This window comes from Yersinia sp. SCPM-O-B-9106 (C-191) (genome assembly GCF_026183365.1).
GTDB classification, from domain to species: Bacteria; Pseudomonadota; Gammaproteobacteria; order Enterobacterales; family Enterobacteriaceae; genus Yersinia; species Yersinia rochesterensis.
Genome location: NZ_CP110791.1, coordinates 647,503 through 664,073, shown reverse-complemented (window position 1 = coordinate 664,073; position 16,571 = coordinate 647,503). Strand labels below are relative to the sequence as shown.

Sequence of the window (16,571 nt, the reverse complement as noted above, 5' to 3'; positions counted from 1 at the left end):
TAAATTTAATGACTATATAAAATGCAAAAAAAACAAAGTATCATATTATCGTTACTCTTTTTTATCCATGGTGTCACTTATGCCAGCTTGGTTCCATGGATTCCAGATTTAAAAGAAAAATTCAATCTCAGTAATTATATGGTTGGCATTATGATCTCAGCTATTCCAGCTGGATCAATAATTTTTGGATTATTCGCCAAGAAATTTATAAATTTCATTGGATTATATTTAGCAACAAATGTAACTTTTCTATTTTTAATCATTTTCATATCAACAGTCGCATTTTCATCATCATGGTATGAAATAACATTATTACTTTTTATATTCGGCGTTTTTGACTCTTGGGGAGACACTTGTATCAATGTACAGGCTCTCAATATACAAAAATCTTATGGGAAAAGTTTGATTAATCGGCTTCATGGTGCTGGCAGTATTGGTACAATCTGGGGAGGACTTATTGCAGTAACGGCCATTGGGTTAGGGTTTTCAATGGAGGAATTTAACCTTACATTACTCACTTTAAATTTAATAATGTTAGTTATTTATATTCTATTATTTAAAACAGAATATTTACAGAGTAAGTTTTCTCTTCGTAAAAATACCTCAAGAGGGACAAGACTATCAGAAATACAACTCTATATCATAGCCTTAATTATACTGGTATTTACATGCAGTATAGAGGAAACCGCGAGTATCTGGGGTGCAATATATATGAAGGAAATTTATAATGTTTCATCAGTCATTTCTGGTTTACCTTACCTTACTTGCCAAATATGTATAGTGATTGGTCGTATTTTAGGCGATCACTTTACAAATAAATTTGGTAAAATGACCATTTTAAGATATGGACTTATATTATCTATACTTGGGATAATTTTAATAATAAGCTTTTATTCCACAATCATTACAATCCTTGGTTTTTCTCTCATTGGATTAGGAATATCTGTTATATTCCCGCTAACAATATCTTTTATTGGACAATTACCTAATATAAATGCAACAAGTGGGATTACTTTCGCCACTTGGATGTCAAGAGTTGGTTTACTGATTACGCCTCCTTTAATCGGCTTATTAGCAGATTTGACATCACTGAGAATAGCGTTTATCGCCATACTGATTGTTTGCGTATTAATATTTTCGTTAATTAATATTTTAGCAGAAAAATCAATTCGACTGGATAGTTGATATTAGGAAAAGATAATGGACAAAATGAAATGGGCAGTTATATCCGGAGATGGTCTGCCAACAAGCGGTTTATTAACCATTTTTAGAAATGCGGCTGAAATAGCTATAAAGCATAATATGATAATGAATGAAATACCCACAGATCTTGGGTTTTCATGGCGACCAGATAAAGTTAATTTTTTCCCTCACGGTAATGCTGAGTCACACTACCCAACATGGATGAAACTCAGTTCTTTTTATCAGTACTCAATGTGTAATGAGGACTTTGGTAGTGATTTAATCAATATAAGGAAAAAAGTAGCTAAATATGAGCATTTAACTGAAGCAGAGATAATTGATGTTCAAAAGAAAATAAATTTAATTTCTGAATACTATAAGGATTATTTTATTAATTGGCTTGAGGATAATAGTGTTGACTGGGTTTTTTGTTTGAATATGACACTCTCTGATGCAGTCCCGGTTAACTTGGCTATCCATAATGCTGCAAAAAATTATTTTGAAAAAAAAGGCCATGGCGGTGTCATTTTCTGGGAACATGATATTTTTGGTAGCTATGCTATTTATGAGAATACCAAACGATTATATCCCCAAAACCCTAATATTTTGACTCCAATACCTCAGAATAACTCTCACACTAAATGGATAGTCGCGTCTGAAGCACTGGAGAATGAATGTAGAAACTATCCAACGAAACTGACAGCAGACATTATCCCCAATATATTACCTTCTATAGATAAATATTCTTTCAATAAAACTCATAGTGAGTTTTTAAATCAACATAACATAACCAAAGGTTCATCTGTTATTATTGTTCCTGTAAGGGTATTTAGAGTCAAAGGTATAGAGATATCAATTAATCTATTTGGCGCACTCATTGAGATTTATAAATCAAAAAATTTATGCTCTCCTAAGCTACTTATATTTGGAAGTATTAACGAAGATCCTGAATATGCAAGTTTCCTAAAGGAACAAGTTGATGTATTGCATCTTAATGATGACATTATTTTTTTAGATGAAGTCCCATTGCAGACTTATAAGAATAAAAATAATAAATGGTTTTTAGATGAAATAGATTTACTCATAATATGTCATGTTCTATCGGGTGCAGTTTTATTTACTCCAAATGTAGAAAATGTTGAAAGTGTCGGTTTAGGACCCGCGCTTGCAGCCATCGCTGGTGTCCCTTGTGCTGTGACAGAATATACCGCGTTCACTGAATTCTATGGTTCCGAATATCACCATATAAAAGTCAATCCGGCCTCCCCTGAAGATGCCGCACAACAGTTATTTGAATGGATGCGCATGCATGCGGCTGGAGATGCAGCTATTAAAATGCGTTTAGACAAAAATAAAATTCTTATTCAATCAAAATTCCCTAAAGGCCCATGGCTAGAGTTTATATATAAATTACAAAGAGAATTATATGGTTTTAATTTAAAACCATTGGTTTTTAAATAAAAACGTTCCTACTAGAGGATGCATAATGAAAAATATAGATTCGATAACACCCACAAAGATAACAGAGATCCCTGACAGAGTTAATATTCTGATATTAGGTGGAGGAATGTCAGGATTAGAATTAGCCAAACATTTAAACAATAGAAAAGTTGAAAATGTTGTTGTTATAGAGGCCGGCCCCGCTGACGATTGCAATCATATAAATGCAGGCGAAGAATATCAACGAGCTAATGAGTTTTGGAAGAATGAAGACTTAGATAAATATGCTTACCGCTCATGGTGCTCCTTAAGTGAACCTCATTTTTCAAAAGGAACATGCTTACGACGAAGAGTGGGTGGCCGATCACTCTATTGGCATGGTGTTATTTTACCAATAGAAGCCGAAATTCTCGAATATTGGCCTGCAATAATTGTCAGTGATTTAACAGAAAGCTGGTTAGAAGGCCCCCCTCTCTATACACAGGTACAGTCCGAAATATTAGCATGGGCAGAAAAGAGCTATGATGCTAACTATTCTTTAAATTTTGCTGGCTTTGAATTTAAGATAACCCCTCAAGTCACTAAAATATTGGGGGAATCTGGCCGTTGGGAGGCTTACTCCCCATTATCCTATTGGAAAGAAGACACCCCATACAGTGACCTCCCTCTTATCATATCTGAGTATGAAGCTGAATCCCTTATTATTAGAAATGGTAAATGTATAGGGGCTAAATTAAGAAATATAAAGAACAATAGGATATACGATGTGCTAGCGGATAAATGCGTTCTTGCTTTAGGCACCATTGAAAATTCACGCTTAGCCATTCAAGCACTTTACGACTCTGGTAATTTAATCGAGAAAAAAATAACAGGCGTTGTTGATCATATAGTACAGGGATTTAATGTCACCTTTGAATACAATAAAGCCCCAGAAAGAATTGGGAAGTTAATTGAGAGTCATCCCGACACTATATTTTTTAGCCCTAGTTTATCTGGGGAGAGATTTAATTTATTTTTTACTGTCAGTGAATCAGATTTTGGCATTGAATTAGAAGTATGGACAATGGGTGAGCAAATACCCTCCAATCATGGGAATATCAGTGTAGAGACAAGTGATGACGTCATGCCATTAACTATTGCGTGTGATTTCAGTGATGTTGACAACAGTCTAATACAAAAAGAAAAGGACGAATTAAATATATTCTGGCGTGATGTATGTAATGATACAAAAATCCCATTTGAACCTTTAGATTTTGAAGCGGGATTTATTATTCATGCCCGCACTATGGGAGATGTGCACAACCAGTTTTTTTCACCATCAAGGATCGCCAATTACAATGTGCCCATAACTTGGATTAGCCCTCTAGGGACAGAAAATCATGAAAGTAGCACTTTACCCTTAGGTGAAATATTAAATAACAATCATGAATTTAATCATATTAAGAATCTATTTGCTATCGGCCCAAGTACATTCCCACGACCAGGCGCAGCTAATCCATCATTAACAACACTCGCGATATCACGTAGGCTCGCTTATTTACTTAACTAACGACTTAACTAACTCTGTTATAAATTAATAAGGATATTAATTATGAAAAAACCAATTTACATTCTTGGTACAGTTTTATCCCACGATGGCTCAACCTGTCTAATGAAGGATGGGGAGATTATATTTGCAATTGAAAAAGAAAGAATATCAAGAATAAAGCATGATGGATTTAATGACAATATGACTATTCAGTATTGTTTAGATGCCGCAGGTATTGAATATAATGATCTTTCATTAATTGTAGAACAAAACTCTCACAACCCACTTTTTAGCGATCAATTAGAATATAGAAAAAACAGGGAACTCCCCCCCATGGTTCCTGTTGTAACACTTTCCCATCATTTAGCTCATGCTTATAGTGCAATAGGCACATCCCCATATGATGATATGGGTGTTGTCGTTATTGATGGACATGGTGGCAGTGTAGATAATTGTAATGACATGATTACGAGTATCCCCGGTACAGGTAATATTCATATTAATAATCGGTACCGCTACTGGGAAACATGTAGTTATTATGTCTATCAAAATGGGAAAATGATGCCGATATTTAAAGACTTTTCTCGCTGGGTTAACAGAAAGGACAGAAAAACCTATCCCGTTTCAACATGGGAAATAGAAAACTCTATTGGGGAATTTTACGAAGGAATAGCCCTGTATATTTTTGGTGAACTTGACTGTGCTGGTAAATTAATGGGCCTGGCTCCCTATGGAAGAGCAAATATTATTAACTGGCAACCTTTCTTTTTCAATTCAGGGAAAGTGATACTGCGTAATGATTGGTGGACAAATATAGACCCACTCCTGAATACTCATCCGACACATTTTCAAGATAACTTCCAATATTATGCAGATCTGGCGCATTGGGCACAAAATAAACTTGAAGAAGCCTTATTTTACCTGTTTAACTATTATTATCAACTTCATCCTATGGCGAACTTTGCTTATGCCGGTGGAGTTGCGTTAAATGCCACGGCGAATGAAAAACTCATTAATGAATGTAAGTTCGATAATTTATATATCCAACCTGCGGCTGGTGATAATGGGCTTTCTATCGGGTGTTGTTATTATGGTTGGCTGGAAGTCCTCAAGAAAGAGCGGGTTAAACATTCTGGTTCAACATATTTTGGAAAAAACTATAATGATATTAGCGTAGTGACAGAACTTGAAAAATATACTGATAAAATTGAATACACTTATTGTGAAGATATTGAAACCATGGCGGCCGATTCCATTGCATCTGGTCAGGTCATTGCCTGGTTTCAGGGGGAGTCAGAGTTTGGGCCACGCGCCTTAGGTAATAGAAGTATTTTAGCAGACCCCCGCAGCTCACAGATGAGAGACCACATTAATGCCAATGTGAAGTTTCGCGAGGATTTCCGACCTTTTGCTCCCGCGGTGTTGTGTGAGAAAGTGCATGACTATTTCCATTTGAGTCATGACAGTGACTACATGCTATATATTGCCGAGGTAAAAGAACAATACCGAGCTGATCTCCCCTCAATTGTCCATGTCGATGGCAGTGCTCGTGTTCAAACTGTTAAAAAGGATATCAATAGAAAATTTCATAAATTGATAACCTGTTTTTTTGAAGAGACTAAAATACCTATTTTGCTTAACACCTCACTGAATACTAAAGGTATGCCCATAGTAGAAACTCCAAAGGATGCGATTGATTTATTTTTGAATTGTGGTTTAGATCTTTTATTTATCAATAATTATAGAGTATCGAAGAAGATAAGTTCCTGACTAATAATTACATATCTATAAATCATATTTCTCGTTAAAATTCCGAGGTTTATATGCAAGGAAACATATTTCCACTTCACAAAAAAAACAACTTTAAAATAGGTGTTATTCATCTATCTACAGAAGGGGTTCAAATTTTTGTTGGTGGTGTCGGCTCTTATATTAGAGGGCAAATTCAAGCACTTCCTGATATTGTAGATTTATTGTCTATTCATGACATCTGGCTAGAACCACATTTTATTGAGATTGCATACAGCAAATATAATATTTTTTTTGATGCTGATAGTCACGCCCATTATATAGAGAAAATTCATGAAATGGGCGGTACATTCTCTACTGTACCAAACATGACATTAGGGAATGCGACGGGGTGTTTATGGCCCTACGGTGATGCTTTTCTTGGCGACATACAAAACTGGAAAATATCCTCGGCCGCTGCTGCTGCAAAAATTATTGATATCAGCGAAAATTACGATATTACCCTGGCATTCTGTCATGAACTGCCATTCTCATTTACGCCGTTAATTGCCAGCTTACATACCGCAGCAGAAGAGATAAATTTAAAGGTTATTTATGTTTCTCACGGCACCGCATTTAATCATGAAATGCCACTACCCAATCCCGAACGGCTTATGGCTGAATCATTACCCATTCAATGGGCAAAGGTTGATGCTAATATTAAAATCGGTACTATCAGCAACTTTTTGGCTAATCATTTAGTTTCACAATATGGTGCCGATCCACACACATTTATACCGGTTCCCGCTGGGATAAATATCAATGACCCCTGGTTCCGAATACGCAGTGAACAAGAAATCTGCAGCACTCTATCTTCTTATGGAATATCACTCGAATACCCACTGGCTATTACGTTAGGGAGAGGCGTGTATTATAAGCGCTATGATTTGTTACTGAAGGCAGCCAATTACCTGGGTAATGATATCCATGCCGTAATCGTGAGTGATCCTGTTTTACCGGAATTATCAGTATTAGCTAGCCAGTTGGATGTACGCACTTCGATTATAAATTCGTTTGATCGCGAACTGATGGCTTGCCTAATTCAGTGGCGTAATACCCGCGTGTGCGTTCTTTCTGCCGAAAATGAACCGAATGGATTAATTCCTATGGAATCACGCTGGTTAGCCAGAAAGCAGGGGGCTATATTAGTTGTCGCCGACTCAGGGGGGCTGAGTGAGCAAGTTGAGCACGGTATTAATGGGTTCCTACATATTCCAGGAGATGCTGCTCATTTAGCGGAGGTCATCCACCATATTGGCCAATTAACGGAGTTTGAAATAGAGACCATCCGGCATGCAAGCGCCACACTAATAGAAGAGCAATATAACTGGAAAACCCAGATTTTGACGCCACTGCGTAGTTTAATTCCACAAATAGCAGCCCTAAATTAAGGCTGCCATTTCAAAGCGTTAAGTTGAATCAGGGCAATGCCGCTCACTGGAGTTTAAGTTCTCCAGTGGCGGTATCTAATAGGGCTTTTTGGCCATTATGGCGGCTTTCAAGGCAACCAGTAGCACCCACTAACATCGGAATATCTAATTCGGTGGACAAAATGGCGCTGTGAGAGAAAATATTTCCCTTACTTAAACAAATTCCTTTTACTTGCTGGCGATTCAGCCCAATCATTTGTGACGGGAATAGCTCCTCAGCTAATAACAAAATTTCACGGTCTAGGGTAAGGGCGACTGGCGGTAGCCCCGTCAAATGGCCCAGAGTACGATTCAGAATATCGCGAATATCCAGTTCGCGGACGCGCAGATAGTCATCATCCAGAGCCAAATAGTCTGCCGCCATGCTCATTAACTCATCCTGTAATGCCGACTCTGCACACACTAACTGCTGTTCTATCCGCCGATCCATCGCCAGATAGAGCTCTTCATCATCAATTAGCATGGCATGCGCATTAAAGATAGCCGCCGCCTGAGCACTAATTTGGTGTTCTGCCTGCTGCGCCAATTGCTGTAAATCAGCCATGGTATGCGCCAGAGCCTGATGTAATCGCAGTTGCTCGTTAGCAATTTGCCCAGCATTAATTGTCTGCGGTAAGAATACCGGAATAGCAGGTAGCCACTGGAATATTGGCGCGCTGATAGTCCCACGCGGAACCATTACACCAGTAAATCCGCTGTCAGTGGTGGTGACCAATTCGCCAAAGTGCTGATGCGCCAGCAGCATAAAAGCATCCAAGGCTTCACCCGCTTGCTCGCCACTGGCTAGCAAACGAATAGTATCGCCTTTGCGTACTTGTAAAATGGCGAGCTGATTCAGGCTACGTGGATTCACACATTGACCATTTTTTTCTAGCAGTAAATCCGCTGTAAATGGCGCTAATACTTCAACCAATTTAGCCGCTGGCCGGACATGTAATCCATTAGGATTGCGCACCACCCAACTGACACTCTGTGCATCAGGGGCCACCTTGATAGCTTCAGTCTGGTTGGTACCAGGTGTGCTGACATTTTCACCGAGTTGCGCGGCTTTAGCGGCCAAAGCTTCCATGGCTTCAGCGCGAACCTCGCTCAATGAGGCCCCGGACGAGGCGGCAACCACCGCAGCCAAAGTCCCTTCGACCAGCGGAGCTGCGCAAAGCTGCACATTTTTTGCCATCTCTGGGTCTAATAACTCCAGCGCCGTTTCAGCACTGAGTAATGCGCTGCCTAAATCCATCAACACTAATACACCCGAGGAAGAGTAAACCGATTCAATGGCTTCCATCACTTTAATGGCGTCCGTGCCGATAGGATGATCCACATCGTCTACACCGGCGGCTACCGCTAACTGGCAGCCCCCTTGTGTCATTTGCTGTGCCAGTTCGGCCACACCCTGAGCCAGCAGCGCGCTATGAGAAACTACAACGAGATTGACCATCTTTCCTCCTGATAACCTTATCGGCTGAGCCACATTAGTGACTGGCAACCTGCCATAGCGCTTGCATCATCAACATCGCTGATGTCGCCCCAGGGTCTTGATGACCAATACTTCGCTCGCCAAGATAACTGGCGCGGCCTTTGCGGGCCTGCATAGTAATAGTCCCTGCCAATGCTTGCTGGGCACTTGCGACGGTTTGCTGCAAAGCATCCACCAGCGGCACACCCTGTTGATTAGCTTGCTCAAGTTGCGAGACCACTGCCCACCAAACATCGCACATGGTTTTATCGCCCGGCTCAGCTTTACCGCGCATCACCACCCCTTCGACCCCGTCTTTAAACATCTGGCAAACTGCTGGAAGATCAAGGCTTTGTTTAGCATTGGTACTTTGGGCTGCACGGATAAAGAAAGTCCCGAATAAGGGGCCGCTGGCTCCCCCGACACTTGAAAGCAGGGTCATACCGGTATTCTTCAAGATAAAACCAATGTCTTTATCGGCAAAAGAGGGCAGTTTTTCGACCACTTTATTAAAGCCGCGATTCATATTCAGGCCGTGGTCGCCATCACCGATGTCGGTATCCAACTGTGTCAGGAAATCCCGCTGTTCGCTGAAAACCTCAGCGCAGAGCTGTAACCAACTGACAATTTGTTGTTTGGTAAGTCCCATGGTTTTCTCCTGATGCATTATTTTTTAACCAGCGCCGGTGTATTCACCGGGGCATCCCACAATGACAGCAGCTCATCATCCACTTTCAAAAGCGTGATGGACATGCCCTGCATATCCAGCGAGGTGCAATAAGAGCCAATCAATTTGCGCTCAATGGTCAAACCAAAATCGGCGCAACAGGCCGCTAGACGATGCCAAACACCATAAAGTTCCGATAGCGGCGTCGCACCCAAATTATTGACCAGAGCAATGACTCGATCGCCTTTCGCCAGTGGTTGTTTGCTCTGGCGCGTTTCACTCCAGTCTTCTGCCTGTCTATCCCAATGACGCAATGTGCGCTGGTAGCTGCCGTGGTCAATTAGGGTCTGGAACATCGCATCCACAGTATCATTCAAAGAAATAAATGGCCGCCGTTCGATACCGGGTTCGCCATGGATCCCAACCCCAAATTCCATCTCGTTTTCAGCTAAGATAAAGGACGGTTTACCCGCTGCTGGCACCGTACAGGCTCCAAGCGCGACACCGATTGAATGCCCCTGATTATTAATTTTTTGACCGAGCGCCACACATTCATCCAGTGAATCACCACGAACCGCAGCGGCACCCAGTAGTTTTTCAATAATGACCGTATTGGCTACCCCACGCCGCCCGGCGGTATACAGGCTGTCTTTGACGGCAACATCATCATCAATCACCACGGTGCCAACCGCCGTTCCACCGGCATGTAGTAGCTCTGCCGCCGTTTCAAAGTTCAGAATATCGCCGGTGTAATTTTTAATTAGCATCAGCACGCCCTGCCCGCCATCAATGGCTTGGCCACACTCATACATTTGATCTGGCGTCGGTGAGGTGAAAATCTCACCAGGGCAAGCCCCATCCAGCATACCTTCGCCGATAAAACCACAATGCATGGGTTCATGGCCACTACCACCCCCCGACATCAAGGCGACTTTGCCCTTCACCGGCGCATCTGCCCGAGTGATAAAAAGCGGCTCCTGATGCAATGCCAGCTCCGGATGGGCTTCAACCAATCCCTTAATTTGTTCCTGCAATACACTCTCAACGCTGTTAATTAATTTTTTCATTTTATGCTCCGCGAACGGGAATGCTTGGAAAATAGGGCTGCCGATGCTGAGGAACACCGGCAAACTCAGTCAGTTAGTTTGTCTATCAATTAGCTTGTCTATCAATTAGCTGGCCTGCCACACGCGTTAATCGAGGAAAGCTTGGCCTAAACGGTCAGCCACAATAATAGCGGCATAAACGCTGTCTGCTGTGACGGCAAACGGCATGTTGTGAATAGTTTCACCTTCGGCACAGCTGGCCTCGGCGACCGCACGAATTTTGCGCTCGATATCCTGTGAAACACCCATTTCCGCCAATGTGATTGGTAGACCTAATTGTTGGCAGAATGAGAGCACGGTTTCGATCTCTTCCATACTGCTGTTCTGAAGCACGAGCTGCGCCAAGGTGCCGAAAGCCACTTTCTCACCGTGATACAGGTGATGACACTCTTCCAATACAGTAAAACCGTTATGAATAGCGTGGGCCGCCGCCAAACCACTACTTTCAAAACCAATGCCGCTCAGATAAGTATTGGCTTCGATGATGCGTTCTACAGCTTCGGTGACCACGCCAGCTTCCACCGCCAACTTGGCTTTGTAGCCCTCTGCCAGTAGGGTTTCGTAGCATAAACGGGCCAGAGTCACTGCGGCTAATGTCGAAGCGCCGCCGGCCATGCTGATAGCTTTGGCATCGAAACAAGCTTGAGCTTCAAAGTAAGTCGAGAGCGCGTCGCCCATACCGGCGACCAGCAAGCGCACTGGCGCTTTGGCAATAATCGCGGTATCCATCAATACAATGTCAGGATTTTTAGGGTAAATCAGATATTCAGCGAATTCGCCCTGCTCGGTATAAATCACTGATAACGCACTGGTTGGCGCATCGGTAGAAGCAATGGTGGGCACCACAATCACCGGGATATGCTGATAGTGAGCAATCGCTTTAGCTGTATCGAGAGTTTTCCCGCCACCAATACCAATCACACCATTGCAGTGATGTTTTTTCAGCTCAACCGTCAGCCGCTCAATTTCGTGGCGGGAACATTCGCCATTAAAGCGGCTAAAATGATTTTCTAGCTCACTCGCTTGTAGGCTGGTGCCAACCGCATCTGCCGTTAGCTTCATCACAAAATCATCGGCAATAATAAAATAGTTATTAGCCAGTAACTTAGCGAACTCGCCAATGGACTGTAGTGCATTGGCACCTTGAATATATTTAGACGGAGATTGAATGACTTTCAGCATATCTTGCTCCTGTTGCGTAGATATAATGTAAGAATGACTATTTTTTAGGGTCAATTTAATGAAACTGGAACCACTATAAGCGCAAAAAACAAGCTGAGAATCGAATGTGAAAACGTTCCATAATGAAACGTAGATAGGTGGATGACGTTTCATTATGGAACAAAATTGTGCGTAATCTGAGGAGGAAGAGAGGTAGTGCACAGAATGCTTTGGCGACATCAAAAGGAATCAAGGCCATTGGTGTCGCGCAAAAAAAAACAGCCCCAATAATGGGGCTGTTAAGGTTATTTCAGGCGCGGTAACACGCCACTATCCATTTGTTATTCACTGCACCCGTTATTCACTGACTGGCTCGTCATGCGAAGGTGTTTTAGGTTCTGGATTCATACAACTGTAAATCACTGGCAGCACCAGTAATGTCAGCACGGTAGCAAAGCCCAGACCGAACATAATCACCACCGCCATACTTTGGAAGAAAGCATCGCTAAGCAGCGGAGCCAGCCCCAATACAGTGGTAAATGCAGTTAGCATAATAGGGCGCAAACGCGCGGTGGAAGCATCAATAATGGCGTCGCGCAGCGGTTTTTCCTGCCGCTGTAAGCCTATCTCTTCCACCAGCACAATCCCGTTACGGATCAACATTCCACTCAGACTTAACAGCCCCAATAAAGCCATAAAGCCAAAAGGAATACCGGTCAGCAAGAAGCCCACTGTCACACCAATCAGCGCTAATGGCACTGTCAGCCAGATAGCCAGCGCGTTACGCACTGAGCTAAACATCAAGACGGTCACCACAAACATAATCAGGAATGCTATCGGTAAACTGATGAAAATACCGCGTTGTGCTTCTTTGGTACTTTCGTAGTCACCACCCCATTCAAGTTCATAGCCGCGTGGCAGTTGAACAGCTTCAACACCCGGTCTGATACGCTGCAATAACTCAGCTGAAGTTTCGCCGCCCTGCTGGGTCGGATCCGTTTGCACCGTCAATGTCCGTTTGCGATCCAAACGCATAATCAGCGGGTCTTCCCACTCAGTTTCAAAACTGGTGACGACGTTATCGATCGGGATAAAGGCAAGGCGCGCCTGACTCCAAACCATCACGTCATTCAACCGTTCGGCATTGAGGCGCTCGGAATCCGGCGTGCGCAGGACAATCGGCATCAGGCGGGTGCCATCGCGGTATAACCCGACAGGCAAGCCACCAAAGCTCATGCGCAAGGTGCCATCAACCTCGCGTTTATCCACACCCAACTCGCGGCCCAGATAGTCCGAGAATTGTGGCCGGATCATTTTGCTACGATCTTGCCAGTCATGCCGCGCACCATCCGCCATCGGATCAGCAATGATCGCTTTTTCCGCCTGGGCGGCCAAACTGCGTAATACCTCTGGGTCCGGCCCAATAAAGCGGGCTTCAATGGAACTGTTGTTTGACGGCCCGAACATGATGCGTTTTATTTGTGCATCAACTTGCGGGTATTCGTCATGCATATAGGCTTCGATTTCATCAATCAAACCCGGGATTTGGTCTAGCTGTTCAGTCCGAACCATCACCTGCGCATAGTTAGGATAATGACGCTGGGCGTTATAGGTCAGCATAAAGCGCATCGCGCCCTGACCTATCGTCGCCATGGTGTCAGCCACCCCTTTTTGCTGCTTGATATACTGCTCGACCTTATTGGCTACTCCTTCGGTATAACTGATATCCGTGCCATTCGGCAGCCAAATATCAACAAAGAAGATAGGCGTATTTGATGGTGGGAAGAAGCTCTGACGAACATTGCCAAAGCCCACCACCGACGCCACTAACATTGCTGCCAGTAGGATCAAAGTTACCGCACGGTATTGCAGTAACTTATTCAATACCACACGATAATAGCGGAACAACCAGCCATCATAAGGTTGCTTGGCGGGTTTATCGGCATCCACTTTCGCTGGCTTTTGGTTCTGGAATGCCCACTTGGAAAATACCGGCGTCAGCGTCAGTGCAGTAATCCAGCTCAACATCAGCGAGATCAACAACACTTGGAATAGCGATTTACAATATTCACCAGTTGCATCATTGGACAAGCCAATCGGGGCAAAGGCTAAAATGGCAATCACAGTCGCGCCTAACAGCGGCATCATCGAGCGCTTCACAACATTGCCGATCGCCGTAGAGAGACTTTCGCCGCGCTGACGGCCAACCACAATCCCCTCCACCACCACAATGGCGTTGTCTACCAGCATACTGAGCGCGATAATCAGCGCCCCTAACGATACCCGCTGTAGCTCAATATTAAACAGCCACATAATGAGCAAGGTGCCGAGTACGTTCAGTGCCAGCGAGATGGCAATGACAATACCACTGCGCACCCCCATGAAAATCAGCAAGGTGACAACAACAATCAATAGCGCTAACAGGAAGTTAAGGATAAAGCCGTTGACGGCCCCTTCGACTTCATGGGACTGGTCATAAAACACATTGATATGCATACCTGACGGGCGCTCGCCTTCCAACTGCGCCAGTCGAGCTTTAATGGCATTCCCCACATTCACCACGTTGACGTTCGGGGCGAATGAGATCCCCAGTGCCAATGCAGGCTTACCATTAGCGCGGTAAATATTGGTCGGTGAATGGCCAAAACCTTGTGTTACAGTCGCGATATCACGTAAATAGACGCTTTTCGGGCTACCGGGCTGACTAACTAATAAATTCCCCAGCTCTTGGACACTTTGGAATTCACCGGTTGGATGCAAACGAATCGACTCGCTGCCCACTTGTAGCTGGCCGGCATCGGACACCACGTTCTGGCGGGCAAGTAAATCGGATAACTGCTGCGGCGTAATGCCCGCCGCGGTCATCTGGGCGCGAGAAATCTCGACCTGAACTTCTTCAGGTAAGATACCGACGATCCCCACTTTACCGACACCCGGCACCAGTACCAGCTCACGCCGCAGTTGCTCGGCGAAGTTGCGTAAATCCTGATTGCTGTAGCCGTCCCCGGTGAGCGAGAAGAAGAAGCCGTAAACATCGCCGAAGTCGTCATTGACCATCGGCGCACTGGCCCCTGGCGGTAACCGCACGCTGTTATCATTTATCTTACGCCGCAATTCATCCCAGATTTGCGGTAATTCATTCGCACCATATTGCGCACGAATATTAATGGTGATTTGCGATAAGCCCGCGCTGGAAATGGAGGTCACGTCATCAACATAAGAGAGTTCCTGAATGGCATTCTCCAGAGGTAATGTGACTTCTTCCTCAACCTGCTGCGCCGACGCGCCATCATAACGGGTAACAACTACCGCCGTTTTGATGGTAAAAGCCGGGTCTTCCAACCTGCCTATATTGAGATAGGCAATAACACCCCCAATACCCAGCAACAAAATTGTTAGCCAGATACGGGTACTATTATTGATATAGTTATCAAGCAGTTTCATTAGAGACCCCGCTCACGTACCCAAGCCCGGACAACTTGATTTGGGCGAAGCTCACCGGTGCCTGCGGCGACAATCTGCTCACCATCAGCCAATCCAGAAGTGATTTGAATACCGTTCGCTGTCAATTGGCCCACTTGCACTTTGCGTTCTTCAACGTGCAACTGGCCTTCATCATTTTTGATGACCCAAACTCGAGCATCATTCAACTGGGTGTTATCAGGGTTAAATACGGCTTCGACTGGCACGACGATCGTCGGGTGGTCAGTACCTGACAGATTGCCAGAGTTAATTCTTACCCGCCCACTGATACCAGAAAGCAATGGCATATCCGCCGGGCGCTTCATAGTCAGTGTCACTTGGAAAGTCTGGGAAGCCGAAGTTGTCGAGGTGGTATGTTCTTTATATTCAGCAATAAATTCACGCCCCGGCATATGGTTAAGCAATACCGTCGGTTTGTAATTGCGGTTGCTGATGTCGAGTGTGGTAAACAGGCGCTCTGGTACACTGAAGACCACATCCAAGGTATCCAAGGCGCTTAATGTCGCCACTGCTTGGCCTGGGGCCATGACCTGATGGTTACGCGCATTAACATTGGCGATAATGCCATCAAACGGGGCGGTAATAGTGGCGTCACTGAGTTCTTTTTGCGCAATTTCTAATCCCGCACGTGCCGATTCCATCTCGGCGCGGCGAACATCCAACTCGGCGCGTGAGACTGCTCTTTGCCCTTGTAAGGTATTGAATCGGTTAAATTGATCTCGTGCCAGGTTAAAGGTGGATTGACGATCCCTGACGCGCAAAGTTAGGTCAGTGTCATTCAGTTTGGCAATCACCTGGCCTTTTTTCACCTGCTCGCCTTCGCGAACCAATAACTGTTGCAGCTGCCCACTGCGTTTAAAGGAGAGCTGGGTTTCATCACCCGCCTGTAACCGTGCCGGGAAATAACGAGTCCCATTTTGCCCACTGTCTTCGACGATAAATATTTTTACCGGGCGCACACTTTCCACGACTTCTGGGGGAGTTCGGTCGCAAGCTGCGAGAAGAAACGTTAAAAGCAAGGTGACGACTGTTTTTATCTTCACTATAAGATCTCGTTGAGTCAGGTTTTCAAAATTATTGCAGATTAGTTATTCACACTTTCGATTTATTTTCTGGACTACTGTTTTCTGGGCTACTTTTCTGTGACATATGTGACATACGGCGCACCAGCATTTTTAATCGTGTGATTAATAATCTCCCTGTAGATATTCCTAAAAGTAGATCAGCACAATTAGTGCTGAAATGGGTAGTGTTATTTGCATGAAAAGTGTTATTTGCGTGAAAAGTGAAGATAAGTTAATGGAGAAATAGCCAATAGCGAAATAGCATG

At 43.9% G+C, this 16,571-nt stretch carries 11 protein-coding genes; 5 read left to right on the top strand and 6 right to left on the bottom strand.

Annotation, left to right across the window (positions count from 1 at the left end; genetic code table 11):
- Positions 1-21 precede the first annotated feature (21 nt).
- The 5 genes from OP863_RS02975 to OP863_RS02955 are packed head-to-tail and all read left to right on the top strand — an operon-like array spanning position 22 to position 7,329.
- Positions 22-1,185 carry an MFS transporter gene (locus OP863_RS02975; protein WP_265525880.1) on the top strand — a complete coding sequence of 388 codons (1,164 nt, stop codon included), beginning with the start codon at positions 22-24 and terminating at the stop codon, positions 1,183-1,185.
- Between the two features lie 15 nt (positions 1,186-1,200).
- Positions 1,201-2,643, top strand: a complete 1,443-nt coding sequence (locus OP863_RS02970; RefSeq protein WP_265525879.1) for a hypothetical protein — start codon at positions 1,201-1,203, stop codon at positions 2,641-2,643.
- Positions 2,644-2,668: 25 nt separating this feature from the next.
- Entirely contained in the window at positions 2,669-4,171 is a 1,503-nt protein-coding gene (locus OP863_RS02965; protein WP_265525878.1) for a GMC family oxidoreductase, read from the top strand.
- Positions 4,172-4,213: 42 nt separating this feature from the next.
- Positions 4,214-5,920 carry a carbamoyltransferase gene (locus OP863_RS02960; RefSeq protein ID WP_265525877.1) on the top strand — a complete coding sequence of 569 codons (1,707 nt, stop codon included), beginning with the start codon at positions 4,214-4,216 and terminating at the stop codon, positions 5,918-5,920.
- A gap of 53 nt (positions 5,921-5,973) precedes the next feature.
- Positions 5,974-7,329 (top strand): glycosyltransferase family 4 protein, encoded by a 1,356-nt coding sequence (locus tag OP863_RS02955; RefSeq protein ID WP_265525876.1) that lies wholly within the window; start codon positions 5,974-5,976, stop codon positions 7,327-7,329.
- Between the two features lie 43 nt (positions 7,330-7,372).
- Here OP863_RS02955 and dhaM read toward each other — a convergent pair whose 3' ends face one another.
- From dhaM to OP863_RS02925, 6 genes are all read right to left on the bottom strand, one after another.
- Complete coding sequence (dhaM, locus tag OP863_RS02950; RefSeq protein ID WP_265525875.1) at positions 7,373-8,806, bottom strand: dihydroxyacetone kinase phosphoryl donor subunit DhaM; 1,434 nt, start codon at positions 8,804-8,806, stop codon at positions 7,373-7,375.
- 34 nt (positions 8,807-8,840) lie between these two features.
- Positions 8,841-9,473, bottom strand: a complete 633-nt coding sequence (dhaL, locus tag OP863_RS02945) for a dihydroxyacetone kinase subunit DhaL (protein WP_038636552.1) — start codon at positions 9,471-9,473, stop codon at positions 8,841-8,843.
- Positions 9,474-9,490: 17 nt separating this feature from the next.
- Entirely contained in the window at positions 9,491-10,558 is a 1,068-nt protein-coding gene (gene dhaK / locus OP863_RS02940) for a dihydroxyacetone kinase subunit DhaK (RefSeq protein WP_162928725.1), read from the bottom strand.
- Between the two features lie 126 nt (positions 10,559-10,684).
- Entirely contained in the window at positions 10,685-11,779 is a 1,095-nt protein-coding gene (locus OP863_RS02935; protein ID WP_145589153.1) for a glycerol dehydrogenase, read from the bottom strand.
- 336 nt (positions 11,780-12,115) lie between these two features.
- Positions 12,116-15,202: an efflux RND transporter permease subunit gene (locus tag OP863_RS02930; protein WP_145586590.1), complete on the bottom strand. Its 3,087-nt coding sequence runs from the start codon at positions 15,200-15,202 to the stop codon at positions 12,116-12,118.
- Entirely contained in the window at positions 15,202-16,284 is a 1,083-nt protein-coding gene (locus OP863_RS02925) for an efflux RND transporter periplasmic adaptor subunit (RefSeq protein ID WP_145509991.1), read from the bottom strand. The genes OP863_RS02930 and OP863_RS02925 overlap by 1 nt, the downstream gene beginning before the upstream one ends.
- Positions 16,285-16,571: the final 287 nt, after the last annotated feature.

Excerpts from the sequence above, each read along its gene's own strand:
- dhaL (WP_038636552.1), bottom strand. The coding sequence starts at position 9,473 with ATGGGACTTACCAAACAACAAATTGTCAGTTGGTTACAGCTCTGCGCT.
- OP863_RS02955 (WP_265525876.1), top strand. The coding sequence starts at position 5,974 with ATGCAAGGAAACATATTTCCACTTCACAAAAAAAACAACTTTAAAATA.
- OP863_RS02965 (WP_265525878.1), top strand. The coding sequence starts at position 2,669 with ATGAAAAATATAGATTCGATAACACCCACAAAGATAACAGAGATCCCT.
- OP863_RS02975 (WP_265525880.1), top strand. The coding sequence starts at position 22 with ATGCAAAAAAAACAAAGTATCATATTATCGTTACTCTTTTTTATCCAT.
- OP863_RS02970 (WP_265525879.1), top strand. The coding sequence starts at position 1,201 with ATGGACAAAATGAAATGGGCAGTTATATCCGGAGATGGTCTGCCAACA.
- OP863_RS02930 (WP_145586590.1), bottom strand. The coding sequence starts at position 15,202 with ATGAAACTGCTTGATAACTATATCAATAATAGTACCCGTATCTGGCTA.
- OP863_RS02935 (WP_145589153.1), bottom strand. The coding sequence starts at position 11,779 with ATGCTGAAAGTCATTCAATCTCCGTCTAAATATATTCAAGGTGCCAAT.
- dhaM (WP_265525875.1), bottom strand. The coding sequence starts at position 8,806 with ATGGTCAATCTCGTTGTAGTTTCTCATAGCGCGCTGCTGGCTCAGGGT.
- dhaK (WP_162928725.1), bottom strand. The coding sequence starts at position 10,558 with ATGAAAAAATTAATTAACAGCGTTGAGAGTGTATTGCAGGAACAAATT.
- OP863_RS02960 (WP_265525877.1), top strand. The coding sequence starts at position 4,214 with ATGAAAAAACCAATTTACATTCTTGGTACAGTTTTATCCCACGATGGC.